The 22,139-nt window shown below is 71.4% G+C and carries 17 protein-coding genes and 1 pseudogene; 8 read left to right on the plus strand and 10 right to left on the minus strand.

All coding sequences use genetic code 11. From position 1 onward, the window contains the following. Window positions 1-208: 208 nt before the first annotated feature. The gene (locus BN1555_RS09535; RefSeq protein ID WP_093798968.1) at window positions 209-1,567 is read right to left on the minus strand and encodes a cation:dicarboxylate symporter family transporter; all 1,359 of its coding nucleotides are present in this window, start codon (window positions 1,565-1,567) and stop codon (window positions 209-211) included. Between the two features lie 130 nt (window positions 1,568-1,697). On the opposite strand from BN1555_RS09535, the gene BN1555_RS09540 reads away from it, so the two are divergent. From BN1555_RS09540 to BN1555_RS09550, 3 genes are all read left to right on the plus strand, one after another. Further along, window positions 1,698-3,332: a sensor histidine kinase gene (locus tag BN1555_RS09540; protein ID WP_093798969.1), complete on the plus strand. Its 1,635-nt coding sequence runs from the start codon at window positions 1,698-1,700 to the stop codon at window positions 3,330-3,332. A gap of 106 nt (window positions 3,333-3,438) precedes the next feature. Further along, window positions 3,439-4,122, plus strand: a complete 684-nt coding sequence (locus BN1555_RS09545; protein WP_093798970.1) for a response regulator — start codon at window positions 3,439-3,441, stop codon at window positions 4,120-4,122. A gap of 51 nt (window positions 4,123-4,173) precedes the next feature. Then, window positions 4,174-4,899, plus strand: coding sequence for a helix-turn-helix domain-containing protein (locus BN1555_RS09550; protein WP_255305956.1), 726 nt, complete (start codon window positions 4,174-4,176; stop codon window positions 4,897-4,899). Here BN1555_RS09550 and BN1555_RS09555 read toward each other — a convergent pair. Beyond that, entirely contained in the window at window positions 4,871-5,953 is a 1,083-nt protein-coding gene (locus BN1555_RS09555; RefSeq protein WP_093798971.1) for an XRE family transcriptional regulator, read from the minus strand. The two genes, BN1555_RS09550 and BN1555_RS09555, sit on opposite strands and share 29 nt — an antisense overlap. A gap of 220 nt (window positions 5,954-6,173) precedes the next feature. Beyond that, window positions 6,174-7,199: an ATP-dependent 6-phosphofructokinase gene (locus tag BN1555_RS09560; RefSeq protein ID WP_093798972.1), complete on the minus strand. Its 1,026-nt coding sequence runs from the start codon at window positions 7,197-7,199 to the stop codon at window positions 6,174-6,176. A gap of 260 nt (window positions 7,200-7,459) precedes the next feature. Between BN1555_RS09560 and pta the strand changes: the two genes are divergently transcribed. The 3 genes from pta (at window position 7,460) to pyk (ending at window position 12,323) form a co-directional block, all read left to right on the plus strand. Then, on the plus strand, window positions 7,460-9,535 hold the full coding sequence (pta, locus tag BN1555_RS09565) for a phosphate acetyltransferase (protein ID WP_093798973.1): 2,076 nt from the start codon (window positions 7,460-7,462) through the stop codon (window positions 9,533-9,535). Between the two features lie 68 nt (window positions 9,536-9,603). Next, window positions 9,604-10,818: an acetate kinase gene (locus tag BN1555_RS09570; protein WP_093798974.1), complete on the plus strand. Its 1,215-nt coding sequence runs from the start codon at window positions 9,604-9,606 to the stop codon at window positions 10,816-10,818. A 74-nt stretch (window positions 10,819-10,892) separates the two neighbouring features. Continuing rightward, window positions 10,893-12,323 (plus strand): pyruvate kinase, encoded by a 1,431-nt coding sequence (gene pyk, locus BN1555_RS09575; protein ID WP_093798975.1) that lies wholly within the window; start codon window positions 10,893-10,895, stop codon window positions 12,321-12,323. 117 nt (window positions 12,324-12,440) lie between these two features. On the opposite strand, the gene BN1555_RS09580 is transcribed toward pyk, so the two are convergent. From BN1555_RS09580 to BN1555_RS09600, 4 genes are all read right to left on the minus strand, one after another. Then, window positions 12,441-13,799 (minus strand): hypothetical protein, encoded by a 1,359-nt coding sequence (locus BN1555_RS09580; RefSeq protein WP_093798976.1) that lies wholly within the window; start codon window positions 13,797-13,799, stop codon window positions 12,441-12,443. Further along, window positions 13,789-14,337, minus strand: a complete 549-nt coding sequence (locus BN1555_RS09585) for a DUF6114 domain-containing protein (RefSeq protein ID WP_093798977.1) — start codon at window positions 14,335-14,337, stop codon at window positions 13,789-13,791. The genes BN1555_RS09580 and BN1555_RS09585 overlap by 11 nt, the downstream gene beginning before the upstream one ends. A gap of 100 nt (window positions 14,338-14,437) precedes the next feature. Then, window positions 14,438-15,103, minus strand: coding sequence for a DUF6230 family protein (locus BN1555_RS09590; protein ID WP_093798978.1), 666 nt, complete (start codon window positions 15,101-15,103; stop codon window positions 14,438-14,440). 590 nt (window positions 15,104-15,693) lie between these two features. Then, complete coding sequence (locus BN1555_RS09600; protein WP_093798980.1) at window positions 15,694-16,674, minus strand: tetratricopeptide repeat protein; 981 nt, start codon at window positions 16,672-16,674, stop codon at window positions 15,694-15,696. Between the two features lie 336 nt (window positions 16,675-17,010). On the opposite strand from BN1555_RS09600, the pseudogene BN1555_RS09605 reads away from it, so the two are divergent. Further along, window positions 17,011-17,619 (plus strand): annotated as a pseudogene (locus tag BN1555_RS09605) (TetR/AcrR family transcriptional regulator); the annotation flags it as partial. Between the two features lie 379 nt (window positions 17,620-17,998). On the opposite strand, the gene BN1555_RS09610 reads toward BN1555_RS09605, so the two are convergent. From BN1555_RS09610 to BN1555_RS09620, 3 genes are all read right to left on the minus strand, one after another. Further along, window positions 17,999-19,699, minus strand: a complete 1,701-nt coding sequence (locus BN1555_RS09610; protein WP_093798981.1) for a coenzyme B12-dependent isobutyryl-CoA mutase large subunit — start codon at window positions 19,697-19,699, stop codon at window positions 17,999-18,001. Window positions 19,700-19,784: 85 nt separating this feature from the next. Beyond that, window positions 19,785-20,111: a DUF3817 domain-containing protein gene (locus BN1555_RS09615; RefSeq protein ID WP_093798982.1), complete on the minus strand. Its 327-nt coding sequence runs from the start codon at window positions 20,109-20,111 to the stop codon at window positions 19,785-19,787. A 63-nt stretch (window positions 20,112-20,174) separates the two neighbouring features. Beyond that, on the minus strand, window positions 20,175-20,684 hold the full coding sequence (locus tag BN1555_RS09620; protein ID WP_093798983.1) for a MarR family winged helix-turn-helix transcriptional regulator: 510 nt from the start codon (window positions 20,682-20,684) through the stop codon (window positions 20,175-20,177). Window positions 20,685-21,094: 410 nt separating this feature from the next. On the opposite strand from BN1555_RS09620, the gene BN1555_RS09625 reads away from it, so the two are divergent. Further along, on the plus strand, window positions 21,095-22,132 hold the full coding sequence (locus BN1555_RS09625) for a glycoside hydrolase family 6 protein (protein WP_093798984.1): 1,038 nt from the start codon (window positions 21,095-21,097) through the stop codon (window positions 22,130-22,132). Window positions 22,133-22,139: the final 7 nt, after the last annotated feature.

Raw genomic sequence — 22,139 nt, forward strand, 5'->3', positions numbered from 1 at the left:
GCGCCACCGACCGACCGACAAGTACCGACTTTAAAGTCCGATACCCACCGGAAGGTAAGCGTCGAGGTCAACGGGCAGAGCTCCCGTCCCGGGTGCGGCGGCCTCGGCAATTGCGGGTGCCGTGCGGGCCGTTGTTCCGCTGCTCGGCCGTCCGGCCGGCACGGAAAGGGTTCCGTACCGGCCGGGCCGCTCCTGTCGCGTCGTCGCGTCACACGCCCGCCGCCGCCTTTTCGTCGTTCCTCGCCTCCGGCACGTCCGGCACGTCGCCGTGCGCGTCGTCGAGCAGCGTCTTCTCGTCGAACGGCAGCAGACCGGCCAGCACCTGGTCGACCCGCTCCTTGTCGACCTCCTTCGTCCACGTGCCGACCAGCACCGTCGCCACCGCGTTGCCCGCGAAGTTCGTCAGGGCGCGCGCCTCGCTCATGAAGCGGTCGATGCCGACGATCAGGCCGACGCCGTCGACCAGTTCCGGGCGGTGCGACTGGAGGCCGCCGGCCAGGGTGGCCAGTCCGGCCCCGCTGACACCCGCCGCGCCCTTCGACGCGACGAGGAGGAAGAGGAGGAGCGGGATCTGCTCCCCGACCGACATCGGGTCGCCCATGGCCTCGGCGATGAAGAGCGAGGCCATGGTCATGTAGATCATGGTGCCGTCGAGGTTGAAGGAGTAGCCGGTCGGAACGGTGATGCCGACCACCGGCTTGCTGATGCCCAGGTGCTCCATCTTCGCGATGAGCCGCGGGAGGGCGGACTCGGAGGAGGAGGTGGACAGGATCAGCAGGAACTCACGGCCCAGGTACTTGAAGAACGTGAGGATGTTGAGGCCCGCGACGATGCGCAGCAGCGCGGCGAGCACGATGAAGACGAAGAGGAAACAGGTGACGTAGAACCCCAGCATCAGCACGGCGAGGCTCTTCAGGGCGTCCAGGCCGGCCGAGCCGGTGACGGCCGCGATCGCGCCGAAGGCACCGATCGGCGCCGCCCACATCACCATGCCCAGGATGCGGAAGACGAGCCGCTGGATGTGCTCGACACCGCGCAGGACGGGCTGGCCGGCCGAGCCCATGGCCTGCAGCGCGAAGCCGGCGAGCAGCGCCACGAGGAGGGTCTGGAGGACCTCGCCCGTGGTGAAGGCGGAGACGAACGTGGTCGGGATGATCCCGAGCACGAATTCGACCGTGTCCTTGGCCTCGGCCGCGGCCTGGCCCTGTCCCGCCTCCTTGATCGCTTCGGTCACCGCCAGGCTGTCACCGGGGTGCAGCACGTTGCCGACGATCAGGCCGATGGCGAGCGCGACCAGCGACATCACCGTGAAGTAGCCGAGTGCGATACCACCCACGGCGCCGACCTTGGCGGCCTTGCGGACCGAGCCGATGCCCAGCACGATCGTGCAGAAGATGATCGGGGAAATCATCATCTTGATCAGATTGACGAAGCCGGTGCCGAGTGGCTTGAGCTCGACGGCCACACCGGGAGCGGCGAAGCCCACCGCGACGCCGAGTACCACGGCAACGATCACGGCGATGTACAGATAGTGCGTACGGTCCCGTCTTGCGGCTGTGCCTGCCACGGGGTCCTCCTCGTATCGTCCTGCGGCGCCCACGTCCCGATGGGTCCCGGCGACTATCCATCACCCCTGTGACGCCAGTCACCCTTACGTGCATTACGTTCATGGGTTTTCGGCCAGGCACACTTGCGGCATGCGCATCCCCCGCCCACGCAGCCTGGCCGGCCAGCTCTTCGCGATGCAGGTCGTGCTGGTGGCGGTGATCGTCGCGGGGTGTGCGGTCTTCGCGTACGTCTCGGACCGGTCCCAGGCCGAGGAGACCGCGCGGCGGCAGGTCTTCGCCACCGCCACCGCCGTCGCGAAGTCCCCCGCGGTGGCCGAGGCGGCCCGCTCGGACCACCCGACCGGGCTCCTCCAGCCGTACACCGAGGCGCTCCGCAAGGAGGCCGGCGTCACCTTCGTCACGATCATGGCGCCGGACGGCACGCGCTGGACGCATCCGGAGGCGCAGGAGATCGGCAGGGCGTACCTGGGGCACACGGGGCCCGCCCTGGCGGGCCGCACCTTCGACGAGACGTACGTGGGAGTGCTGGGGCGGTCGGTGCGTGTGGTGGCGCCGGTACGGGACACCGAGGCCCGCGGCGGGCGGATCATCGGGCTCGTCAGCGCGGGCATCACCATCGAGACCATCAGCGCGCAGGTGCGGCAGCAGGTGGCGACGCTGTTCGGCATGGCGTCGGGCGCGCTCGCCCTGGGCGGCGTCGGCACGTACGTCATCAACGCCCGGCTGCGGCGGCACACGCACGGCATGAACGCCCGCGAGCTGAGCCGCATGCACGACTACCACGAGGCGGCGCTGCACGCGGTGCGCGAGGGCCTGCTGATACTGGACGGGCGTCAGCGCATCGCGCTGATCAACGACGGCGGGCGCGAACTGCTCGGCCTCGGGCCCGACGCGGTCGGCCGCCCGGTGGCCGAAACGGACCTCCCCGAGCCGCTCACGGCCGCACTGCTGGCCCCCGGGCCGCGCGTCGACGAGGTGCACCTGACGGCGGACCGGGTGATCGTCGTCAACACCTCGCCGGTCAGCGGCGGGGAGCGGCGTGGCACGGTCGTGACCCTGCGCGATCACACCGAACTCCAGGCGCTGTCCGGCGAGCTGGACTCGGAGCGCGGCTTCACGCAGGCGCTGCGCTCGCAGGCGCACGAGGCGGCGAACCGCCTGCACACGGTCGTCTCCCTCATCGAACTCGGCCGCGTGGACGAGGCGGTGGAGTTCGCCACGGCGGAGCTGGAGCTGGCCCAGACCCTCACCGACCAGGTCGTCGGCGCGGTCGGCGAGCCGGTGCTCGCGGCGCTGCTGCTGGGCAAGGCGGCCCAGGCGAACGAACGGGGCGTGGCGCTGCTGCTGGACGAGGACAGCCGGATCGACGACGGCCTCCTGCCGGGCACGCTCCCGGCCCGTGACCTGGTGACGATCCTGGGCAACCTGATCGACAACGCGGTGGACGCGGCGCAGGGCAGCGAGGGTGCGCGGGTCACGGTGACGGCCCGCACCGACCGGGGCCGCGAGCTGCTGCTGCGGGTCGAGGACACCGGGTCGGGTGTCGACCCGGCCGCCGCGGACGCGGTCTTCGCCCGCGGCTGGTCGACGAAGAGCCCGGGGCGGGGGCTGGGGCTGGCGCTGGTGCGCCAGGCGGTGCACCGGGGCGGCGGCACGGTGGCGCTGACCGAAGCTCACGGGGGCGGCGCGCGGTTCACGGTACGGCTGCCGCTGCGCGCGACGGTGACGGAGGGGACGGCGGAGGAGGCACGGGTACGGGTATGACGCGGCAGACCTCCTCCCTTCCCGCCCTTCCTTCCACCGCTCCGCCCTTCCCCGCCTCCCCTTTCACCGTCCCTCCCTCCCCCGCCCCGCAACCGGAGACGGCCCCATGAACCCGACCCCCATCCGCGTCCTCGTCGTCGAGGACGACCCCGTCGCCGCCGACGCCCACGCGCTGTACGTCGGCCGCGTGCCCGGTTTCGCCGTGGCCGGGGTCGCCCACTCCCGGGCGGAGGCGGTGCGGGCGCTCGACCGGGAACCCGTCGGCCTGCTCCTCCTCGACCTCTACCTGCCCGACGGGCACGGCCTCCAGCTCGTACGTTCGCTGCGCGGCGCCGGCCACACCGCCGACGTCATCGCCGTCACCTCGGCCCGCGACCTGGCCGTCGTACGCGAAGGCGTGTCCCTCGGCGTCGTCCAGTACGTCCTGAAGCCCTTCACCTTCGCCACCCTGCGCGACCGCCTCACCCGCTACGCCGAGTTCCGGGCGGCGGCCGGTGAGGCCAGCGGCCAGGACGAGGTGGACCGGGCGCTCGCCGCCCTGCGCACCCCCCAGCCCGCCGCCCTTCCCAAGGGGCTCAGCGCCCCGACGCTGGAGGCGGTCACCCGTACCCTGCGCGACGCACCGGACGGCATCACCGCGACCACGGCCGCCGCCGCGGTCGGGATCTCGCGGATCACCGCCCGCCGCTACCTGGAGCACCTGGTCGTGACGGGCCGCGCCGAGCGCAGTCCGCAGTACGGGCAGGTCGGCCGCCCGGAGCTGTACTACCGGTGGACCGCCATGCGCTGAACAACCGCACCGGTCCCCTTCGGGCGGGATCGTAGGACGTTCCTACGATTTGTGATCTTGTGGGAACACACCGTAGTCGCCGCGCCCTCGCCCCCGTACGGTGTGCGCGTGCACCCCTCCCCGCCTTTCAACGCCCCCGCCGCGCGCCGTCTGCGCGAGGCCCTGGGGATGGCACCCGGCCACGTCGCCTACGGGCTGCGTGCGCAGTACGGGCTGAACATCGGCCCCGACCTGGTCACCGCCTGGGAGCGCGGGCTGCGCGTGCCCGGTTCGCAGGAGATCACCGCGCTCGCCGGAGTCCTGTGGTGTTCGGTCGGCGACCTGCTCGCCGCCCCCGCCACGCTGCGCGAGCACCGGATGGCGCGGGGCCTCGGGGTGCCCGACCTGGCACGGCTGGTGGGCCTGGACCAGGAGGCGTACCGGCGGATGGAGGACGCGGGGCACTGGCGCGGCAACGAACGGCAGTCGGCGGCGCTCGCCGAGGTGCTCGGCCTCTCGGCGGAGGAGTTCCTCACGGCGACGGGCCGCGACCAGGAGCTGGCGCAGGTGCTGCGCAGCGCGGTGACGACGCGCTGGCAGGCGTACGTACGCCCGACGGCGAAGCTGGTCCCCCTGGAGCGGAGGCAGGTGGAGGACGTGCTCCAGCGGCTGCACGCCGACTACCAGTCGCGGATGGTGGCGACGCTGAGCTGGGGCGGCGGCGATTCGGGGGACGGTGCGGCGGGCCGGGAGTTCCTGGACGAGATCGTCAGCCGTTTCTGGCAGCTGACGCGCTGAGGGGCGGGTCGAACCGGAAGATCTGCGTCGTCGCGTCCGCCGCGCACTTCGTCTGCACCACCTCGGCCCAGAGCTCGTCCGACGGCCCCTCCTCGGCTCCGAGGCACAGACCGGTGTGCAGGGGCCGGATCCGGTAGCCCTCGACGGGGCTGCCGACCGGATCCAGCCGGAAGGTCTCCGCCCCGTCGCGCTTGCCGCAGTAGTCGTTCTCCAGCGAGGCCCCAGCGTGGCGGGCCGACCCCTGGACGCCCATGCAGCCCTCGCCGTACTCGGGGTGCAGGGTGGCGATGCGCCAGGTGGCGCCGCCGCGCGGCACGGGCGTGAAGCGCGGGGTCGCGCTCTCGCAGGGCCCCTGGAAGAGGTGCCCGGTGGATCCGGCCCGTTCGGTCAGACAGAGCGAGGACTTCCCGACCCGGACGATCCGCTCCCCCGCGGCCGGTGCACCCTGCGCCCCGCCGTCGGCAGCGCCGCCCGTCCTGCCGTCGGCGCCGCCGGCGCCCGACGCGTACAGCCCGGCCGCCACCGCCGCCGCGATCAGCGCGAGCACGACCGGCACCACCACCACGGCCGGGCACCGCCGCCGCGCCCCGCCGGAACCCGCGTCCCCGCCGTGCGCGTCCTCGACGCCCTCGCTCCCGCCGACCGCCCTCCCGGGGCCGGTGCCCGGCAGCGCGACGGCCGGGGACCCGGTGGCCGTCCGGGGCGCGGCGGCGGCCGGAGGCGGGATGGCCGGAGGCGCGGGCCGCGGCTCGCGGAGGGAGCGGGTGGGGCGGGTGGAGAGCTCCTTGCGGACCTTCAGCCAGCTCTCGACCGTCCCGGGGCCGCAGCCGCACGCCCGTACGTACGCCGCCACCAGTTCCTCGCGGGGCAGCGTCGTGCGCGCCAGCATGTTGGCGACCGTGGAGCGCGGCAGTACGTCACCGGCGGCCTCCGCCCGCACCGTCAGCTCCCGGTAGGTGAGACCCGACCAGTCCTTGAGCGCGCGGAGCGCGGCGATGAGCTCGCCGGCGTTCCGTATCCCGTACGGATCCGGGGACCCCTCGTCGTCGGACATGCGCGTTCCTGCCTCTCCCGCCCCGCCGGACAGAGTTGGGACATGTCCGGGACAAGGAAAAGACTTGTTGAAAGGGGCGCGCAACTCAAGAGTGGAAACCGGCTGCTCCAGCCGGAGAGCAGCCGAGCGGCCCTGGTCGTCCACGGGGGAGTCGACCAGGGCCGCTCGGCGCACGAAGCGGGCAAAGCAGGTGAAGCGCGTGAACCGGGTGGAGGCGCGGCTAGAAGACGGATTCCGCCTCGTACATCCGCTTCTCCGGCACCGTCTTCAGTTCCTCGACGCCCGCGGCCAGCGGCACCATCGTGATCTCGGTGCCGGTCAGCGCCGTCATCCTGCCGAAGTCGCCCCGGTGCACCGCCTCCACCGCGTGCCAGCCGAAGCGGGTCGCGAGGACACGGTCGTACGCCGTCGGGGTGCCGCCGCGCTGGACGTGGCCGAGGATGACCGGCCGGGCCTCCTTGCCGAGCCGCTTCTCCAGCTCGCTCGCGAGCCGGTTGCCGATGCCGGTGAAGCGCTCGTGCCCGAACTGGTCGATGGCGCCCTTCTCGTACGGCATGGAGCCCTCGGCCGGACGCGCGCCTTCCGCGATGCACACGACCGCGAACTTCTTTCCGCGCGCGAAGCGCTCCTCGACCATCTTCACCAGGTCGTCGACCTCGAAGGGGCGCTCGGGCAGACAGATGCCGTGCGCGCCGCCCGCCATCCCGGACTCCAGCGCGATCCACCCCGCGTGCCGGCCCATGACCTCGACGACCATGACGCGCTGGTGCGACTCGGCGGTGGTCTTGAGCCGGTCTATGGCCTCGGTCGCGACACCGACGGCCGTGTCGAAGCCGAAGGTGCGGTCGGTGCCGTTGATGTCGTTGTCGATGGTCTTGGGTACGCCGACGACCGGCATCCCCGCGTCCGACAGCATCCGGGACGCGGTGAGCGTGCCCTCGCCGCCGATCGGGATCAGCGCGTCGATGCCGGTGCGCTCCGACAGCTCCTGCCAGTTCTCGGCCGCTTCGCGCAGCCGGTTGCGCTCCAGACGCGCGGAACCCAGGATCGTACCGCCGCGGGAGAGGATGCCACTGACGGCGTTGAGGTCGAGCGGGCGGTAGTGGCCGTCGAGCAGGCCCTTGAAACCGTCCTCGAACCCGATGACTTCGTCGCCGTGACCTGCCACGGCACGGTGCACGACCGACCGGATCACTGCGTTCAGCCCCGGGCAGTCTCCGCCTGCGGTGAGAACTCCGATACGCATCGTGCTGTGTCTCCTGCTCGCTAGTGGTACACGTGAGCCAGAACCCGATTGTTTCACGGCTCGCATGGGCTCCGCGCTTCCGGCTACTCCGGTCACAAGGCCCGGACAGGGCCTCGCCGGAGCCGCCGCGCGGCCGCCGCGAAGTCCGTGCGGGGCCTTCGCTCCCGGGCCTCACAGGCCCCTTGCCCGGCGGGCGCCCTATCCACCCTCACAGGTATTGTCAAGAGGGCAAGACCACCCTAACTGGACGGAGAGCACACGTGACGCGCAGCGTGTACGTGACCGGGATCGACCGGGGAGACGGCCGGCAGGTCATCGAGCTGGGAGTCATGGAGCTCCTGACGCGCCAGGTGGACCGGGTGGGCGTGTTCCGCCCCCTGGTCCACGACGGGCCGGACCGGCTCTTCGACCTGCTGCGCGCCCGGTACCGGCTGACGCAGGACCCGGCGACCGGATACGGAATGTACTACCAGGAGGCGGCGGCCCTTCAGGCCGAGAAGGGCACCGACGAGCTGGTGTCCCGCATCGTCGACCGCTTCCACCGGGTGGCGCGGGACTACGAGGTCGTCCTGGTGCTCGGTACGGACTTCGCCGACACCCAGCTGCCCGACGAGCTGGCCCTGAACGCCCGCCTCGCCAACGAGTTCGGCGCCTCGGTCATCCCGGTGGTCGGCGGCAGGAAGCAGCCCGCCGACGCGGTGCGCGCCGAGACCCGCAACGCGTACCGCGCGTACGAGGCCCTGGGCTGCCAGGTCCTCGCGATGGTGGCCAACCGCGTCGCCCCGGTCGACCGCGCGGAGGTCGCCGAGCGCCTGAAGACCCGTCTCCCGGTGCCCTGCTACGTCCTGCCGGACGAGCCCGCGCTGTCCGCCCCCACGGTCGCCCAGATCACCCACGCCCTCGGCGGCAAGGTGCTGCTCGGCGACGACTCGGGCCTGGCGCGCGACGCCCTGGACTTCGTCTTCGGCGGCGCGATGCTGCCGAACTTCCTGAACGCCCTGACCCCCGGCTGCCTCGTCGTGACCCCCGGCGACCGCGCCGACCTGGTGGTGGGCGCGCTCGCCGCGCACAGCGCCGGGACCCCTCCCATAGCGGGCGTACTCCTCACCCTCGACGAGCGCCCCGGCGCCGAGGTCCTCACCCTCGCCTCGCGCCTCGCGCCCGGCACCCCGGTGGTCTCGGTGGCCGGCGGTTCCTTCCCCACCGCGGGCGAGCTCTTCGCCCTGGAGGGCAAGCTCAACGCCGCCACCCCCCGCAAGGCGGAGACCGCGCTCGGCCTCTTCGAACGGTACGTCGACACCGCCGACCTGCTGGCGCGGATGTCGGTGGCCCGCAGCGGCCGCGTGACCCCGATGATGTTCGAGCACGAGCTGCTGGAGCGGGCCCGGTCCAACCGCCGCCGCGTCGTGCTGCCCGAGGGCACCGAGGAGCGCGTGCTGCGCGCCGCCGACGTGCTGCTGCGCCGCGACGTGTGCGACCTGACGCTGCTCGGCGACGTCGACATCCTGCGCAAGAAGGCCGCCGACCTGGGCATCGACCTCACGAAGACCCAGCTCATCGACCCGCAGACCTCCGAGCTGCGCGGCCGTTTCGCGGAGTCGTACGCGATGCTGCGCGCCCACAAGGGCGTCAGCGTGGAGCTGGCGTACGACGTGGTGGCCGACGTCAACTACTTCGGCACGATGATGGTCCACGAGGGCCTGGCCGACGGCATGGTGTCGGGCTCGGTGCACTCCACCGCCGCGACCATCCGTCCCGCCTTCGAGATCATCAAGACCAAGCCGGACGCCAAGATCGTCTCGTCGGTCTTCTTCATGCTGCTCGCCGACAAGGCCCTCGTGTACGGCGACTGCGCGGTCAACCCGGACCCGGACGCCGTGCAGCTCGCGGACATCGCCGTCCAGTCGGCGGCCACGGCCGCGAAGTTCGGCGTGGCCCCGCGGATCGCGATGCTGTCGTACTCGACCGGCAGCTCCGGCACCGGCGCGGACGTCGACAAGGTGCGCGAGGCCACCGAGCTGGTGCGCGCCACCCGTCCCGACCTGCTGGTCGAGGGGCCGATCCAGTACGACGCCGCGGTCGAGCCGTCCGTGGCCGCCACCAAGCTGCCCGGCTCCGAGGTCGCGGGCCAGGCGTCGGTGCTGATCTTCCCGGACCTGAACACCGGCAACAACACCTACAAGGCCGTCCAGCGCTCGGCCGGCGCCGTCGCCGTCGGCCCGGTCCTCCAGGGCCTGAACAAGCCGGTCAACGACCTCTCGCGCGGCGCCCTGGTCCAGGACATCGTCAACACGGTCGCCATCACGGCGATCCAGGCCCAGGGCGAGACCGCATGACACCCGCGTCCGCCCCTCCGAACCCTCCGGCCCCTCCGGCCCCTCCGAGCCCAGAAAGCACCGCACCCGTGACTGCTGCCACGCGCGTCCTCGTCCTCAACTCCGGTTCCTCGTCGGTGAAGTACCAGCTGCTCGACATGCGCGACAGCACGCGTCTCGCCGTCGGCCTGGTCGAGCGGATCGGTGAGGAGACCTCGCGCCTGGTGCACACCCCGCTGACCGGAGACGGCGGCGACGAGAAGCGCGAGCGCACCGGCCCGATCGCCGACCACGCGGCCGCGCTGGAGGCAGTCGCCGGGGAACTGTCGCGCGACGGGCTCGGCGTGGACTCCCCCGCGCTGGCCGCCATCGGCCACCGGGTGGTGCACGGCGGGCTGAAGTTCAGCGAGCCGACCGTGATCACCGACGAGGTGCTGAAGGAGATCGAGCGGCTCGTCCCGGTCGCCCCGCTGCACAACCCGGCGAACATCACCGGCATCCGCACGGCACAGTCGCTGCGCCCCGACCTGCCGCAGGTCGCCGTCTTCGACACGGCCTTCCACACGACGATGCCGGAGTACGCGGCCCGGTACGCGATCGACGTCGAGACCGCCGACGCCCACCGCATCCGTCGCTACGGCTTCCACGGCACCTCGCACGCGTACGTCTCCCACGAGACGGCCAGGCTGCTGGGCAAGGACCCGTCCGAGGTCAACGTCATCGTGCTGCACCTGGGCAACGGGGCCTCGGCGACCGCCGTGCGGGGCGGGCAGTGCGTGGACACCTCGATGGGGCTGACGCCCTTGGAGGGGCTCGTGATGGGTACGCGCTCCGGTGACATCGATCCGGCGGTGACGTTCCACCTCATGCGGGTCGCCGGGATGTCCGCCGACGAGATCGACGTACTGCTCAACACGAAGAGCGGTCTGGTCGGCCTGTGCGGTGACAACGACATGCGGGAGATACGCCGCCGTATCGACGAGGGCGACGAGCGGGCGCAGCTGGCTTTCGATATCTACATCCACCGGCTGAAGAAGTACATCGGTGCTTATTACGCCGTTCTGGGCCGGGTCGACGCGGTGGCGTTCACGGCGGGAGTCGGCGAGAACGCGGCGCCGGTACGCGCGGCCGCTATCGCGGGACTGGAGGAAATGGGCCTGGCGGTGGACGCTGATCTCAACGCCGTACGGGCGGATTCGGCACGGGTGATCTCGCCGGAGTACGCCCGGGTCGCGGTCGCCGTCGTACCGACCGACGAAGAATTGGAAATCGCCCGGCAGACGTATGCATTGGTCAACGCCTGAGCGGCCTCCCGCCCATTTGTACATTCCACCAGACGGAATATTCCGCAGCGAAACAAACCGATAGGATCCGCCTCATGCGCCGTTCCAAAATCGTTTGCACACTGGGTCCCGCCGTCGACTCCCACGACCAGCTTGTGGCTCTGATCGAGGCAGGCATGAGCGTGGCCCGCTTCAACTTCAGCCACGGCACCCACGCCGAGCACCAGGGCCGGTACGACCTGGTCCGCAAGGCCGCCGAAGAGACCGGCCGCGCGGTGGGCGTGCTCGCCGACCTCCAGGGCCCGAAGATCCGGCTGGCGAAGTTCGCCGAGGGGCCGGTCGAACTGGTCCGCGGGGACGAGTTCGTCATCACCGCCGAGGACGTCCCGGGCGACAAGTCGATCTGCGGCACGACCTACAAGGGTCTGCCCGGCGACGTCTCCAAGGGCGACCCGATCCTGATCAACGACGGCAACGTCGAGCTCAAGGTCACCACGGTCGAGGGCCCGCGGGTCCACACCATCGTGATCGAGGGCGGTGTGGTCTCCGACCACAAGGGCATCAACCTGCCCGGTGCGGCGGTCAACGTCCCGGCCCTGTCGGAGAAGGACGTCGAGGACCTGCGCTTCGCCCTGCGGATGGGCTGCGACATGGTCGCGCTGTCCTTCGTGCGCGACGCCGACGACATCAAGGACGTCCACAAGGTGATGGACGAGGAGGGCCGCCGGGTCCCCGTCATCGCCAAGGTCGAGAAGCCGCAGGCCGTCGAGCACATGGAGGGCGTCGTCATGGCGTTCGACGGTGTGATGGTCGCCCGCGGTGACCTGGCCGTCGAGTATCCGCTCGAGAAGGTCCCGATGGTGCAGAAGCGCCTCATCGAGCTGTGCCGCCGCAACGCCAAGCCGGTGATCGTCGCGACCCAGATGATGGAGTCGATGATCACCAACTCGCGTCCGACGCGCGCCGAGGCGTCCGACGTGGCCAACGCGATCCTGGACGGGGCCGACGCGGTCATGCTGTCCGCGGAGTCCTCGGTCGGGGCGTACCCGATCGAGACGGTCAAGACGATGTCGAAGATCGTCGTCGCGGCCGAGGAGGAGCTGCTCTCCAAGGGCCTCCAGCCGCTGGTCCCCGGCAAGAAGCCCCGTACGCAGGGCGGTTCGGTCGCCCGCGCGGCCGCCGAGATCGCGGACTTCCTGAACGGCAAGGCACTGGTCGCCTTCACCAAGTCCGGCGACACGGCCCGCCGGCTCTCGCGCTACCGCGCGGCGCAGCCGATCCTGGCCTTCACCACCGACGTCGGTACCCGCAACCAGCTCGCGCTCAGCTGGGGCGTCGAGTCCTTCGTCGTCCCGCACGTGGACAACACCGACGCGATGGTGGAGCTGGTGGACGCCGAGCTGCTCAAGCTCCAGCGCTACAACAACGGTGACACCATGGTCATCACCGCCGGTTCGCCCCCCGGCATCCCCGGCACCACCAACATGGTCCGGGTGCACCACCTGGGCGGCGGCGAGCGCGACTGACGCCGACCGCTTCCGCTTCCGCGGTCGGTACGTGAACGGCGGTGGCCCGCCCCCGGATCGAGACGATCCGGGGGCGGGCCACCGCCGTTGCCGCTGCTGTCGCTGCCGGCCGCGCTGTCAGCCGGTGAGGAAGTTGTGCAGGCCGGGGATCGTGAGGGTGCCGCCGAACTGGCCGGCCTGGGTCACCCTGACGTCCGTGAACATGGCGATCGGGATGTTCAGCGGGGGCGGGGTCTGTGGACTGAACGTGACCGGGACGAGGCCGAAGAGGTTGCCCTTCAGCTCCTCCGTGTACATGGTGACCGTGGATTCGCGGAGGGTCGACGTGGAGCCCTTCGCGGCTTGCGCGTGCATCGTGGTGCCGCCCGGCCCGACGACCTTCTGGTGCAGGTCCTTGATGTCGGTCTCCACCGCGGTGAACTTCAGGACCTTCTTGATCTTGCCGCTGCCGGTCCTGACCTCGACGATGCCCTGGTAGTCGAGCCCGCGCAGGGTGAGCATCGAACTCTCCAGGACCCACGGGTCGTCCGGCAGGGCCGGGATCCCCTGCTCCAGTTCGGCGTTCGCGAGCGCCTCGGGGTCCGCCGTCGGGCAGGGGAAGGGCTCCTTGCCGCCGGCGTCCGCGACGGGGTCCTCGGTCGCGCCGTCCGCGGCGCCGTCGGTACCTTCCGCGCCCTTCGCGTCGTTCGCGCTGTCCTTGACCTCGTCGCCGAGTTCCTCGACCTTCACGCCCGCCTTGTCCGCCGCGTCCTTGATGGCGTCCTTGGTCCTGTCGGCCGCGTCGTCCACCGGCTTCTCGGCGGCCGGGTCCTTCGGCCCACTCGCCTCCGGCTTGTCGGCGCCGGGCCCGGCGGTCGCGCTCCCGCCGGTGGCGGGCTTCGACCCGGACGGCTCGGGAGCGGCGGTTTCCTTGTCCGGCCCGTCGAGTACGTCCTGGATCGCGTCGCCCACACCCAGCGGGTCGAGCGGGTTCCCGGTTTCGCTCGGCGTCGGTGTCGGGGCAGGCGTCACGGCCTTGCCCGCCTCCGGCTCCTCGGCCGGCGCGGTGGTGCTCGCGCTCGCCGACGGCGTCTCGCCCGGCTTCGGGGTTTCCGTCTCCGCGGGCTCGTCCGACGTCGCATCCGGGCTGGGCGTGGCCGTCGGTGACGAGGGCGCGTCCGAAGGGGACTCGGACACGGAGGCTTCCGGGGCGGGAGCCTTTGAGGCGGAGGCTTCCGGGTCGGGAGCGTCCGACCGGGTTACGCAGGGGCCCGGGGCGAACGGGTTCGTCACCTGGTCGTCGGCGAGGGCCGGCTTGGGGGTGAGCGCCATGCCGACGAACACCGCCGTGGGCATCGCGGCCAGGGCCATCGCCTTGCCCGCGGGTATCTGCAACTTCGTCAGGAGCGACTTCCTGGGGGCCGCGTGACGCGGTCCCTTCCTCTCACGGGTCCCGTCCCGGCCGGCCGCGGACAGCTCCGCCTCGTCACCCCGCACTGTTCCTCCCGCCATTGGCGTCAACAGATGTGCCGGTCGCGTACGAGCCGTCCCGGCCGGCTCCGAGGTCGGGGTGCACGGAGCCGGCCGCTTCGCTGTCCGGGGCCGGCCACTCGTCGGGCGCCTCGGCCGGCACGGGCTTCGCCGGCTCGCCCGGAGCCCACGAGATCGACAGCGCTCCACCGATCATGGCCAGCAGAAAGCCCACCACCAGGCCACCGAAGTTGGACACCGGAAGGGACACCAGCGCCAGCAGGATCGACGCGATACCGGCGAACACCCGCACGATGTGGTGGAACCACATCGTCAGTCCCAGGGTGATCAGCAGTACGCCGATGATCAGCGAACCCGCGCCCGCTGTGGTGGCCATCGTCAGCGTGAGATGGCCGAGCGTGACATCGGCGTAGGGGACGTAGGCGATCGGTACGCCCCCGAGCAGCGTGAGCAGCCCCGCCCAGAACGGCCGGGCCCCCCGCCAGGCGCGGAAGCGGAGCCGCCAGTAGGTGAATCCGCGGGAACCTGTGGACTCAGTGCTCATGAAAACAGCTCCCTGAAACGATGTTGCCATGAAGAGAAGGCGGGAACGGGGCGGGCCGGGCGGCCTCAACGGGCCGCCCGGCCCGCCCCCACCGGAGTGCTCAGCCCTTGTAGCACTCGGCCTTGTCACCCGCGGAGAGCCGCAGGCTCAGACCGTTGAGCGTGAACGTTCCGGCCGTGGTGGCCCACGCCTTCTGCTCCACGTTGTTCAGCACAGCGCGGTCCGCCTGCTGGGCGAAACCGTTCTCCTGGATCCTGTCGCCCGGCTTGATCGCAGGACCCCGGCCTCCCTCGCCCGCCGGCTTGGCCGTGTCCTTCGCCGCGACACCGATGTCGATGTTCGTGAACGTCGCATCCGCGTCGAGCTCGGCGATGTCGAGGTACAGCTGCTTGGCGGTGACGGGTTTGCCCCCGCCACCCGCCTCGAGCCGCATCGTGACCTTGCCGAGGAGAGGCACGTCCGTCACGACGGACTGGCACATTTCGGTGATCTTGGCGTTCTGGAACGCCGAGATCGCGACCGGGCGCAGCACCTTCTTGTCGCCCGTCATTTCCGCGTAGCCCGCGTCGATGCCGCCGTACTGCGCGAAGCCGGTTCCGTCGACCTGCTTGGCCTTGACCTTGAACTGCTGGCCGGAAACGCTGAACGAAGCCGCCAACGCACCCTGCGCGAGAGCGACGCCTATCGCGGCCGTCGCGGCCACACTCGGCACCATGACGACGGCGAACCGCCTCCATCTGGTACCACCACGAACTGCAGACTCCATGACTTTCCTCCTTCTCGGACGTACATCTCCTGTACGGGCAGGGGCCCGCAGGGGGATGGGAGAAGTGCTACGTCCTCGGGAAGGAGAGCGCCCGCGCCGGAAGCGTGAAACGGCATCCGGCACACCGGCGATCACCCCCGAGCGACAACCACTGGCCACGCGTTCGCGCAACCTGCTGGACAGGCCCCGCCGTTGTCCGGCAGAGACCCCCCTGTCCACGGCCGACGCCACTGGCCGCCGGCCGGCCCGGTGGGGACCCATGGGACCGCGGCCCCGATTGGCTGTCGGGCGGTGCGGTGTTGGACCGAGCGTGGCCGATCGTGGTGCATTCGAAGCCGGTGCACAAGTGGTTCGTTACTCACTAGTAACGGACGTATAACCGAAGCGCGACCGCCCGGCACCGTCGGGCCACGGACCGTGCCCTCGAGTGACGGCGAAAACGCGGTGATTGTCGCCCAGAACCGGGCAGACCGACGTGATGGACTTACTGCAAGTAACAGCGGCCGCGATTACCAAGTTTCGGTAAAACGCGGCCGCCCCTTGTCACTGTGTCGGCAAATCAACGATGGCCGCCCCAAGGGCGCCACCGGTCAGAACAGCACCCTCGCCAGGGCCGTCCGCGCCGCCGTCACGCGCGGGTCGTCGCCGCCGATCACCTCGAAGAGTTCGAGCAGCCGCACCCGCGCGGCGTCACGGTCGTCACCGGCCGTGCGGCGCACGGTGTCGATCAGGCGCCCGAAGGCGTCCTCCACATGGCCGCCGACCAGGTCCAGATCGGCCGCGGCGGCCTGCGCGGCCACGTCGGACGGACTCTCGGCCGCGGTCTTGCGCACCTGCTGCGGGTCGAGACCCTGGACGCGCGAGAGGAGTTCGGCCTGCGCGAGGCCCAGCTTGGCCTCGGTGTTGGCGGGGTCGTCCACGAGCACGTTCTTGTACGCCTGGGCCGCGCCGGCGAAGTCGTTCGCGTCCAGCGCCCGTACGGCCGCTTCGAGCAGCGCGTCGTACGGACCGGCAGGCTCCTCGGCCACTTCGGCCGGGACTTCGCCCGCGCCCGCCGCCGGGTCGACGGCGATGCCGGTCAGGCCGAAGCGCTCCTCCGCGACCTGGACCAGCTGGTCCAGCGTCGCGCGGATCTGCGCCTCGGGGGCCGCGCCCTGGAAGAGCGGCAGCGCCTGTCCGACGACCACCGCGAAGACGGCCGGGATCCCCTGGATCCCGAACTGCTGCATCAGCATCTGGTTGGCGTCGACGTCCACCTTGGCGAGGACGAAACGGCCGTTGTACTCGCGGGTGAGGCGCTCGAGGAGCGGGCCGAGCTGCTTGCACGGCTCGCACCACTCGGCCCAGAAGTCGATGACGACCGGGACTTCGGTGGAGCGCTGGAGGACATCGCGCTCGAAGCCGGCCTCGTCGACATCGGTCACCAGACTCGACGGGGCGACGGCTCCGCCGCCCCCACCGCTCCTGGCGGCCTCGGCGCGTGCCTGCTCCGCCTTCTGCCGGGCTTCGCCGGCCGCCTTCACCGCGGCGAGATCGACGACGCCGCTCATGGACATGTTCCTAGGCTGCATGCGTACATCCTCCCCCTTTCGCGCGCGGTAAGGAAAAACTCGTGGCTGTCGCGCTGTCCGTACGTGCCGGCACGGCCGCCGAAGGGCCACCGGATGCGTGAACCGCGCCCGTCCGCAGCCCCCCGCCGGATTGCGAGGCGTACGGACGAACACGGTTCGAGGTCCCGAGGAGGACCGGGTTCGGCGCGGGGTCCCCACCCTTGCGCCAGCGGTTGTCGCTCTTTCGCTACAGGTCGTAGCGTAACTCGGAAACCCGGCCGCCCCGGCGCCGACGGCGGTGATCTCCCTCACCAGGGCCCTCCGCCGCCCTGCCTACCGACCGGTATGGTCACGCCCATGTCACCCAGCCACACTCCCCCCTCCCGTGCCGGCCGCCCGCGCAGCGTCGAGGCCCACGCCGCGATCCTCGATGCGACCAGGGCCGCGCTGGTGGAGCTGGGCTGGTCGAAGCTGACGATGGGCGACGTGGCGAGCCGGGCCGGTGTCGCCAAGACGACGCTGTACCGCCGCTGGGCGAACAGGAGCGAACTGGTCGTGGACGCGGTGGCCGTCCTCTTCGACGAGCTCCGGCTCCCCGACCGCGGATCCCTGATGGCCGATGTCGAGGGTGTGGTGCTCCAGTTCGCGGCGCTGCTCGACCGGCCCGAGACGAAGACGGCGCTGATGGCGGTGGTCGCGGAGTCGACGCGCGACGAGGCGCTGCGGGAACGCATCCGCTCGGCGATCGTCGAGCGCCAGAAGCACCTCGTGCTGGTGGGCCGGGAACGCGCGCAGGCCCGCGGCGAGCTGCCGTACGAGGACGACCCCGCCCAGGCGGCCCGTAACGTGGACATGATCTTCGACGTCATCGCCGGCGCCGTCGTCCACCGGGCTCTGGTGAGCGCGGAACCGGTGGACACCCAGTGGGCGCGCAACTTCTCCCTGCTGCTGGTGAGCGGCCTGGCGGCGGGCCCGGGCGCTCCCCCGCCCCCCGGGGGTCCAGCGGCCCGGCCTGACGGCCGGCACCGGGGGCACCACGGCCGGGCCGGCGCCACGGCGCCTGCCGCCGGCGCCCCTTCCCTTCCGCCGGACGCAACGGCCCGGGGCCGCCTTGTCGCTCACCCCACGGGGCAGGGCCTCACTTCCCGCAGATCGCGGCGTCGACGGCCCGCGTCACCGCGTCGCCGGACTCCCTGTTCATCGCGCGACGTGATTGAACCCGAGGGTGACCGCACGACCCTTCGTGTCGACTCCGCCGGCGGTGGTGAACCCGGGAGTCCCGCCACCGCGCCCCGGAGGAAGAGGCCGGCCGGAATCCGGCCGGCCTCCACGCCCTCCACCGCTCTCAGAACCCCGGCGGCTCCGTGTAGACCCCCCACTCGTCCCGCAGTACGCCGCAGATCTCGCCCAACGTCGCTTCCGCCCGTACCGCCGTCAGCATCGGCTCGATCATGTTCGAGCCGTCCCGCGCCGCCGCCAGCATCGCGTCCAGCGACCGGCGGACCTTCGCCTCGTCCCGCGCCGCCCTGCGCTCCGCCAGGGTGTTCACCTGCGCGCGCTCCACCTCGTGGCTGACCCGCAGGATCTCCAGGTCGCCCGTCACCGAGCCGTGGTGGCAGTTCACGCCCACCACCCGCTTGTCGCCCTTCTCCACCGACCGCTGGTACTGGAACGCCGACTCGGCGATCTCGCCCGTGAACCAGCCGTCCTCGATCCCGCGCAGGATGCCCGACGTGATCGGGCCGATCGGGTGCTGCCCGTCCGGGTGCGCCCGAAGGCCCCGCTCCTTGATCCGGTCGAAGATCTTCTCCGCGTCCGCCTCGATGCGGTCCGTCAGCTGCTCGATGTACCACGAGCCGCCCAGCGGATCCGCGACGTTGGCGACGCCCGTCTCCTCCATCAGCACCTGCTGCGTGCGCAGCGCGATCTCCGCCGCCTGCTCGCTCGGCAGCGCGAGCGTCTCGTCCAGGGCGTTGGTGTGGAGGGAGTTCGTGCCGCCGAGGACCGCCGCCAGCGCCTCGACCGCCGTACGCACCACGTTGTTGTACGGCTGCTGCGCGGTCAGCGAGACGCCGGCCGTCTGCGTGTGGAACCGCAGCCACTGCGCCTTGTCCGTCCGCGCGCCGTACACCTCCTTCATCCACCGCGCCCAGATCCGCCGCGCCGCGCGGAACTTCGCGATCTCCTCGAAGAAGTCGACGTGCGCGTCGAAGAAGAAGGACAGGCCGGGGGCGAAGTGGTCCACGTCCATGCCCCGGGACAGGCCCAGCTCGACGTAGCCGAAGCCGTCCGCCAGCGTGTACGCGAGTTCCTGCGCGGCCGTCGCGCCCGCCTCGCGGATGTGGTAGCCGGAGACCGACAGCGGCTTGTACGCCGGGATGGAGCGCGCGCAGTGCTCCATCAGGTCGCCGATCAGGCGCAGGTGCGGCTCCGGCTGGAAGAGCCACTCCTTCTGCGCGATGTACTCCTTGAAGATGTCGGTCTGGAGCGTGCCGTTCAGCACGGCCGGGTCGACGCCCTGGCGTTCCGCCGCGACGAGGTACATGCAGAAGACGGGGACGGCCGGGCCGCTGATCGTCATGGACGTCGTGACGTCGCCGAGCGGGATGTCCTTGAACAGGACCTCCATGTCGGCTGCGGAGTCGATGGCGACACCGCAGTGGCCGACCTCGCCGAGCGACTTGGGCTCGTCGGAGTCCCGTCCCATCAGCGTCGGCATGTCGAAGGCCACGGAGAGGCCGCCGCCGCCGTTGGCCAGGATCATCTTGTAGCGCTCGTTGGTCTGCTCGGCGTTGCCGAAGCCGGCGAACTGGCGGATGGTCCAGGTCCGGCCGCGGTAGCCGGTCGGGTGCAGGCCGCGGGTGAAGGGGTACTCCCCGGGCCAGCCGATCCGCTCGAAGCCTTCGTAGGCGTCGCCGGGGCGTGGCCCGTACACGGGGTCGACCGGGTCTCCGGAGAGCGTGGTGAAGTCCGCGTCACGTTTGCGGGCCTTGTCGTAACGGGCCTGCCAGCGACGGCGGCCTTCCTCGATCGCTTCAGCGTCCATACCTCGAATTTACTAGGACGTCCTAGTAAATGTCGATGGCCCACCGCCACAAGCCGCGCCTGTGGCGGTGGAAGGGCTGCGCGGGTTACGCCTTGGCCGTGGCCGGGCGCGCGTCCGTGATCAGCGAGCGGGCCTCGCGGGTGATCTTCGGCTCGACGAAGAACGAGGCGAACGGGATGCAGCCGGCCGCCAGCACCCACAGCAGCTTGCCGAACGGCCACTTCGCCTTGGTGCCGAGGTCGAAGGCGAAGACGACGTAGACGATGAACAGCACACCGTGGATCTGCGAGATCAGCATGGTGTCGCCCACCTGGAACCCGTACTTGGCGATGATCGCCACGGTGAACACCAGCAGCCATACGGCGGTGATGTACGCCATCACCCGGTATCGGGACAGCACATTGGACTTCATGGCATCGAGCGTAACCGGGCACAAGGGGAGATCTTCGCGCGGGTCGCCGCCCCGCAGCCGCCCCTACTTCTCCTCGAAGTCGTGCGCCGCCACCCGCAGCGGCCGCAGCATCGCGAAGATCTCCGCGCACTCCTCCGCGTCGTACGCGCCGAGTCCGAAGTCCATCGCCATCAGGTCGCGGGTCGCCGCCTCCACCACCTCGCGGCCCTTCCCGGTGATCGAGGCGAGCGTGCCGCGCCCGTCGTTCGGGTTCGGCCGCTTGGCGACGAGACCGGACCTCACCAGCCGGTCGACGGTGTTCGTGACGGACGTCGGGTGGACCATCAGCCGCTCGCCGATCTTGGACATCGGCAGCTCGCCCTCCTTGGAGAAGGTGAGCAGCACCAGCGCCTCGTAGCGTGCGAAGGTCAGTCCGTACGGCTTGACGACGGCGTCGACCTCGGCGAGCAGGATCTGGTGCGCGCGCATGATCGAGGTGATCGCGGCCATCGAGGGGACCGGTCCCCAGCGCTGCCGCCAGAGTTCGTCGGCTCTGGCGATGGGGTCGAACGGAAGGCTGAGCGGCTTCGGCACGGCATCGACCTTACCGGCCGGTCACATGGTGAACATCCCCGTCTCGCGCTTCGGTCGCTTCCGGTTCTCCGCACCCCCGGCACGCCGGACCTCCGCCAGCAGCGCCCGCCTGGCCACCGTGCCCGCCGCCCCGAACCCGGTGGGGGGCGCGCTCCGCGGTTCGACGCCGCGCGGAGCGCGCCCGCCCCGCGGCGCCACGACCGTCAGGTGTCCTACGAGCGGACACCGCCGGGCATCGCACCGTCCGGGGTGCCGCAGGGATCCGGGCGCGCAGGGGAACAGTCCCGCAGGCTCCCACGCCGCACCCGTGCTCCCGCCTCCGCCGGTGTCGCAACCAGGGGAATTATGGGCACTATGCAACGATTGCCCGGTCCGTATCGTCGCCCAGTCGAACCGTCCAAGGGGGCTGGATGTCCGGCCGCAGACCGACCCGTCCGCTCACCGCCGCGACCGTCGCCTTCCTCGCGCTCACCGCCGTCGGCTGCTTCTCCGACGGCGGTTCCGGGCCGGGGGCCGGGCGGCAGCCGGAGAAGGCCGCCGCGGCCCGGAACCAGGGGCAGGACCGGGACCCGTCCCCGTACTGGGTCGACCCGAAGAGCGACGCCGCCCGTCAGGTCGGGGCGTGGGAGGCCCAGGGCCGCGGCGCCGACGCGGACGTTCTGCGGCGCATCTCCGAGCGGCCCGTCGCCGACTGGCCGGACGGGAACGACCCGGCCCCCGGCATCAGGCGGGCCGTGCGGGGCGCCGCCGAGGACGGCCGGACCCTCGTACTCGTCGCGTACAACATCCCGCACCGCGACTGCGGCCAGCACTCCGCCGGCGGCGCCGCCGACGCCGACACCTACCGCCGCTGGATCGGGTCGTTCGCCGACAGCATCGGCACCGCCCCGGCCATCGTGGTCCTGGAGCCGGACGCCGTACCGCACATCGTGGACGGCTGCACCCCGGCCGAGGAGCACGACGAGCGCACCGCGCTGCTCTCCGAGGCGGTCGACCGGCTGAAGCGGCAGCCGAAGACCAAGGTCTACCTGGACGCGGGCAACCCGGCCTGGATCGACGACCCCGGCAAGCTGGTCGAGCCCCTCAAGCGGGCCGGCGTGGACCGGGCCGACGGCGTCTCCCTCAACGTCTCCAACTTCCAGAAGGACGACACCGTCGAGGCATTCGGCAACCGGCTGTCCGGCCTCCTCGGCGGCGCCCACTTCGTGATCGACAGCAGCCGCAACGGAAACGGCCCGCTCTCCGGCAGCCGCGCCGACGCCTGGTGCAACCCGGCGGGCCGCGCCCTCGGTACGCCGCCGACCGACCGCACCGGCGACCCGCTGCTGGACGCGTTCCTGTGGATCAAGCGGCCGGGCGAATCGGACGGCGAGTGCCGGGGCGGCCCGGCGGCGGGCACCTGGTGGCCGGACTACGCCCTGGGGCTGGCCCGCCGCGCGAAGGCCTGAGCGGCCC

The sequence above is a fragment of the Streptomyces sp. Wb2n-11 genome (assembly GCF_001049855.1).
Classification (GTDB): Bacteria; Actinomycetota; Actinomycetes; order Streptomycetales; family Streptomycetaceae; genus Streptomyces; species Streptomyces altiplanensis.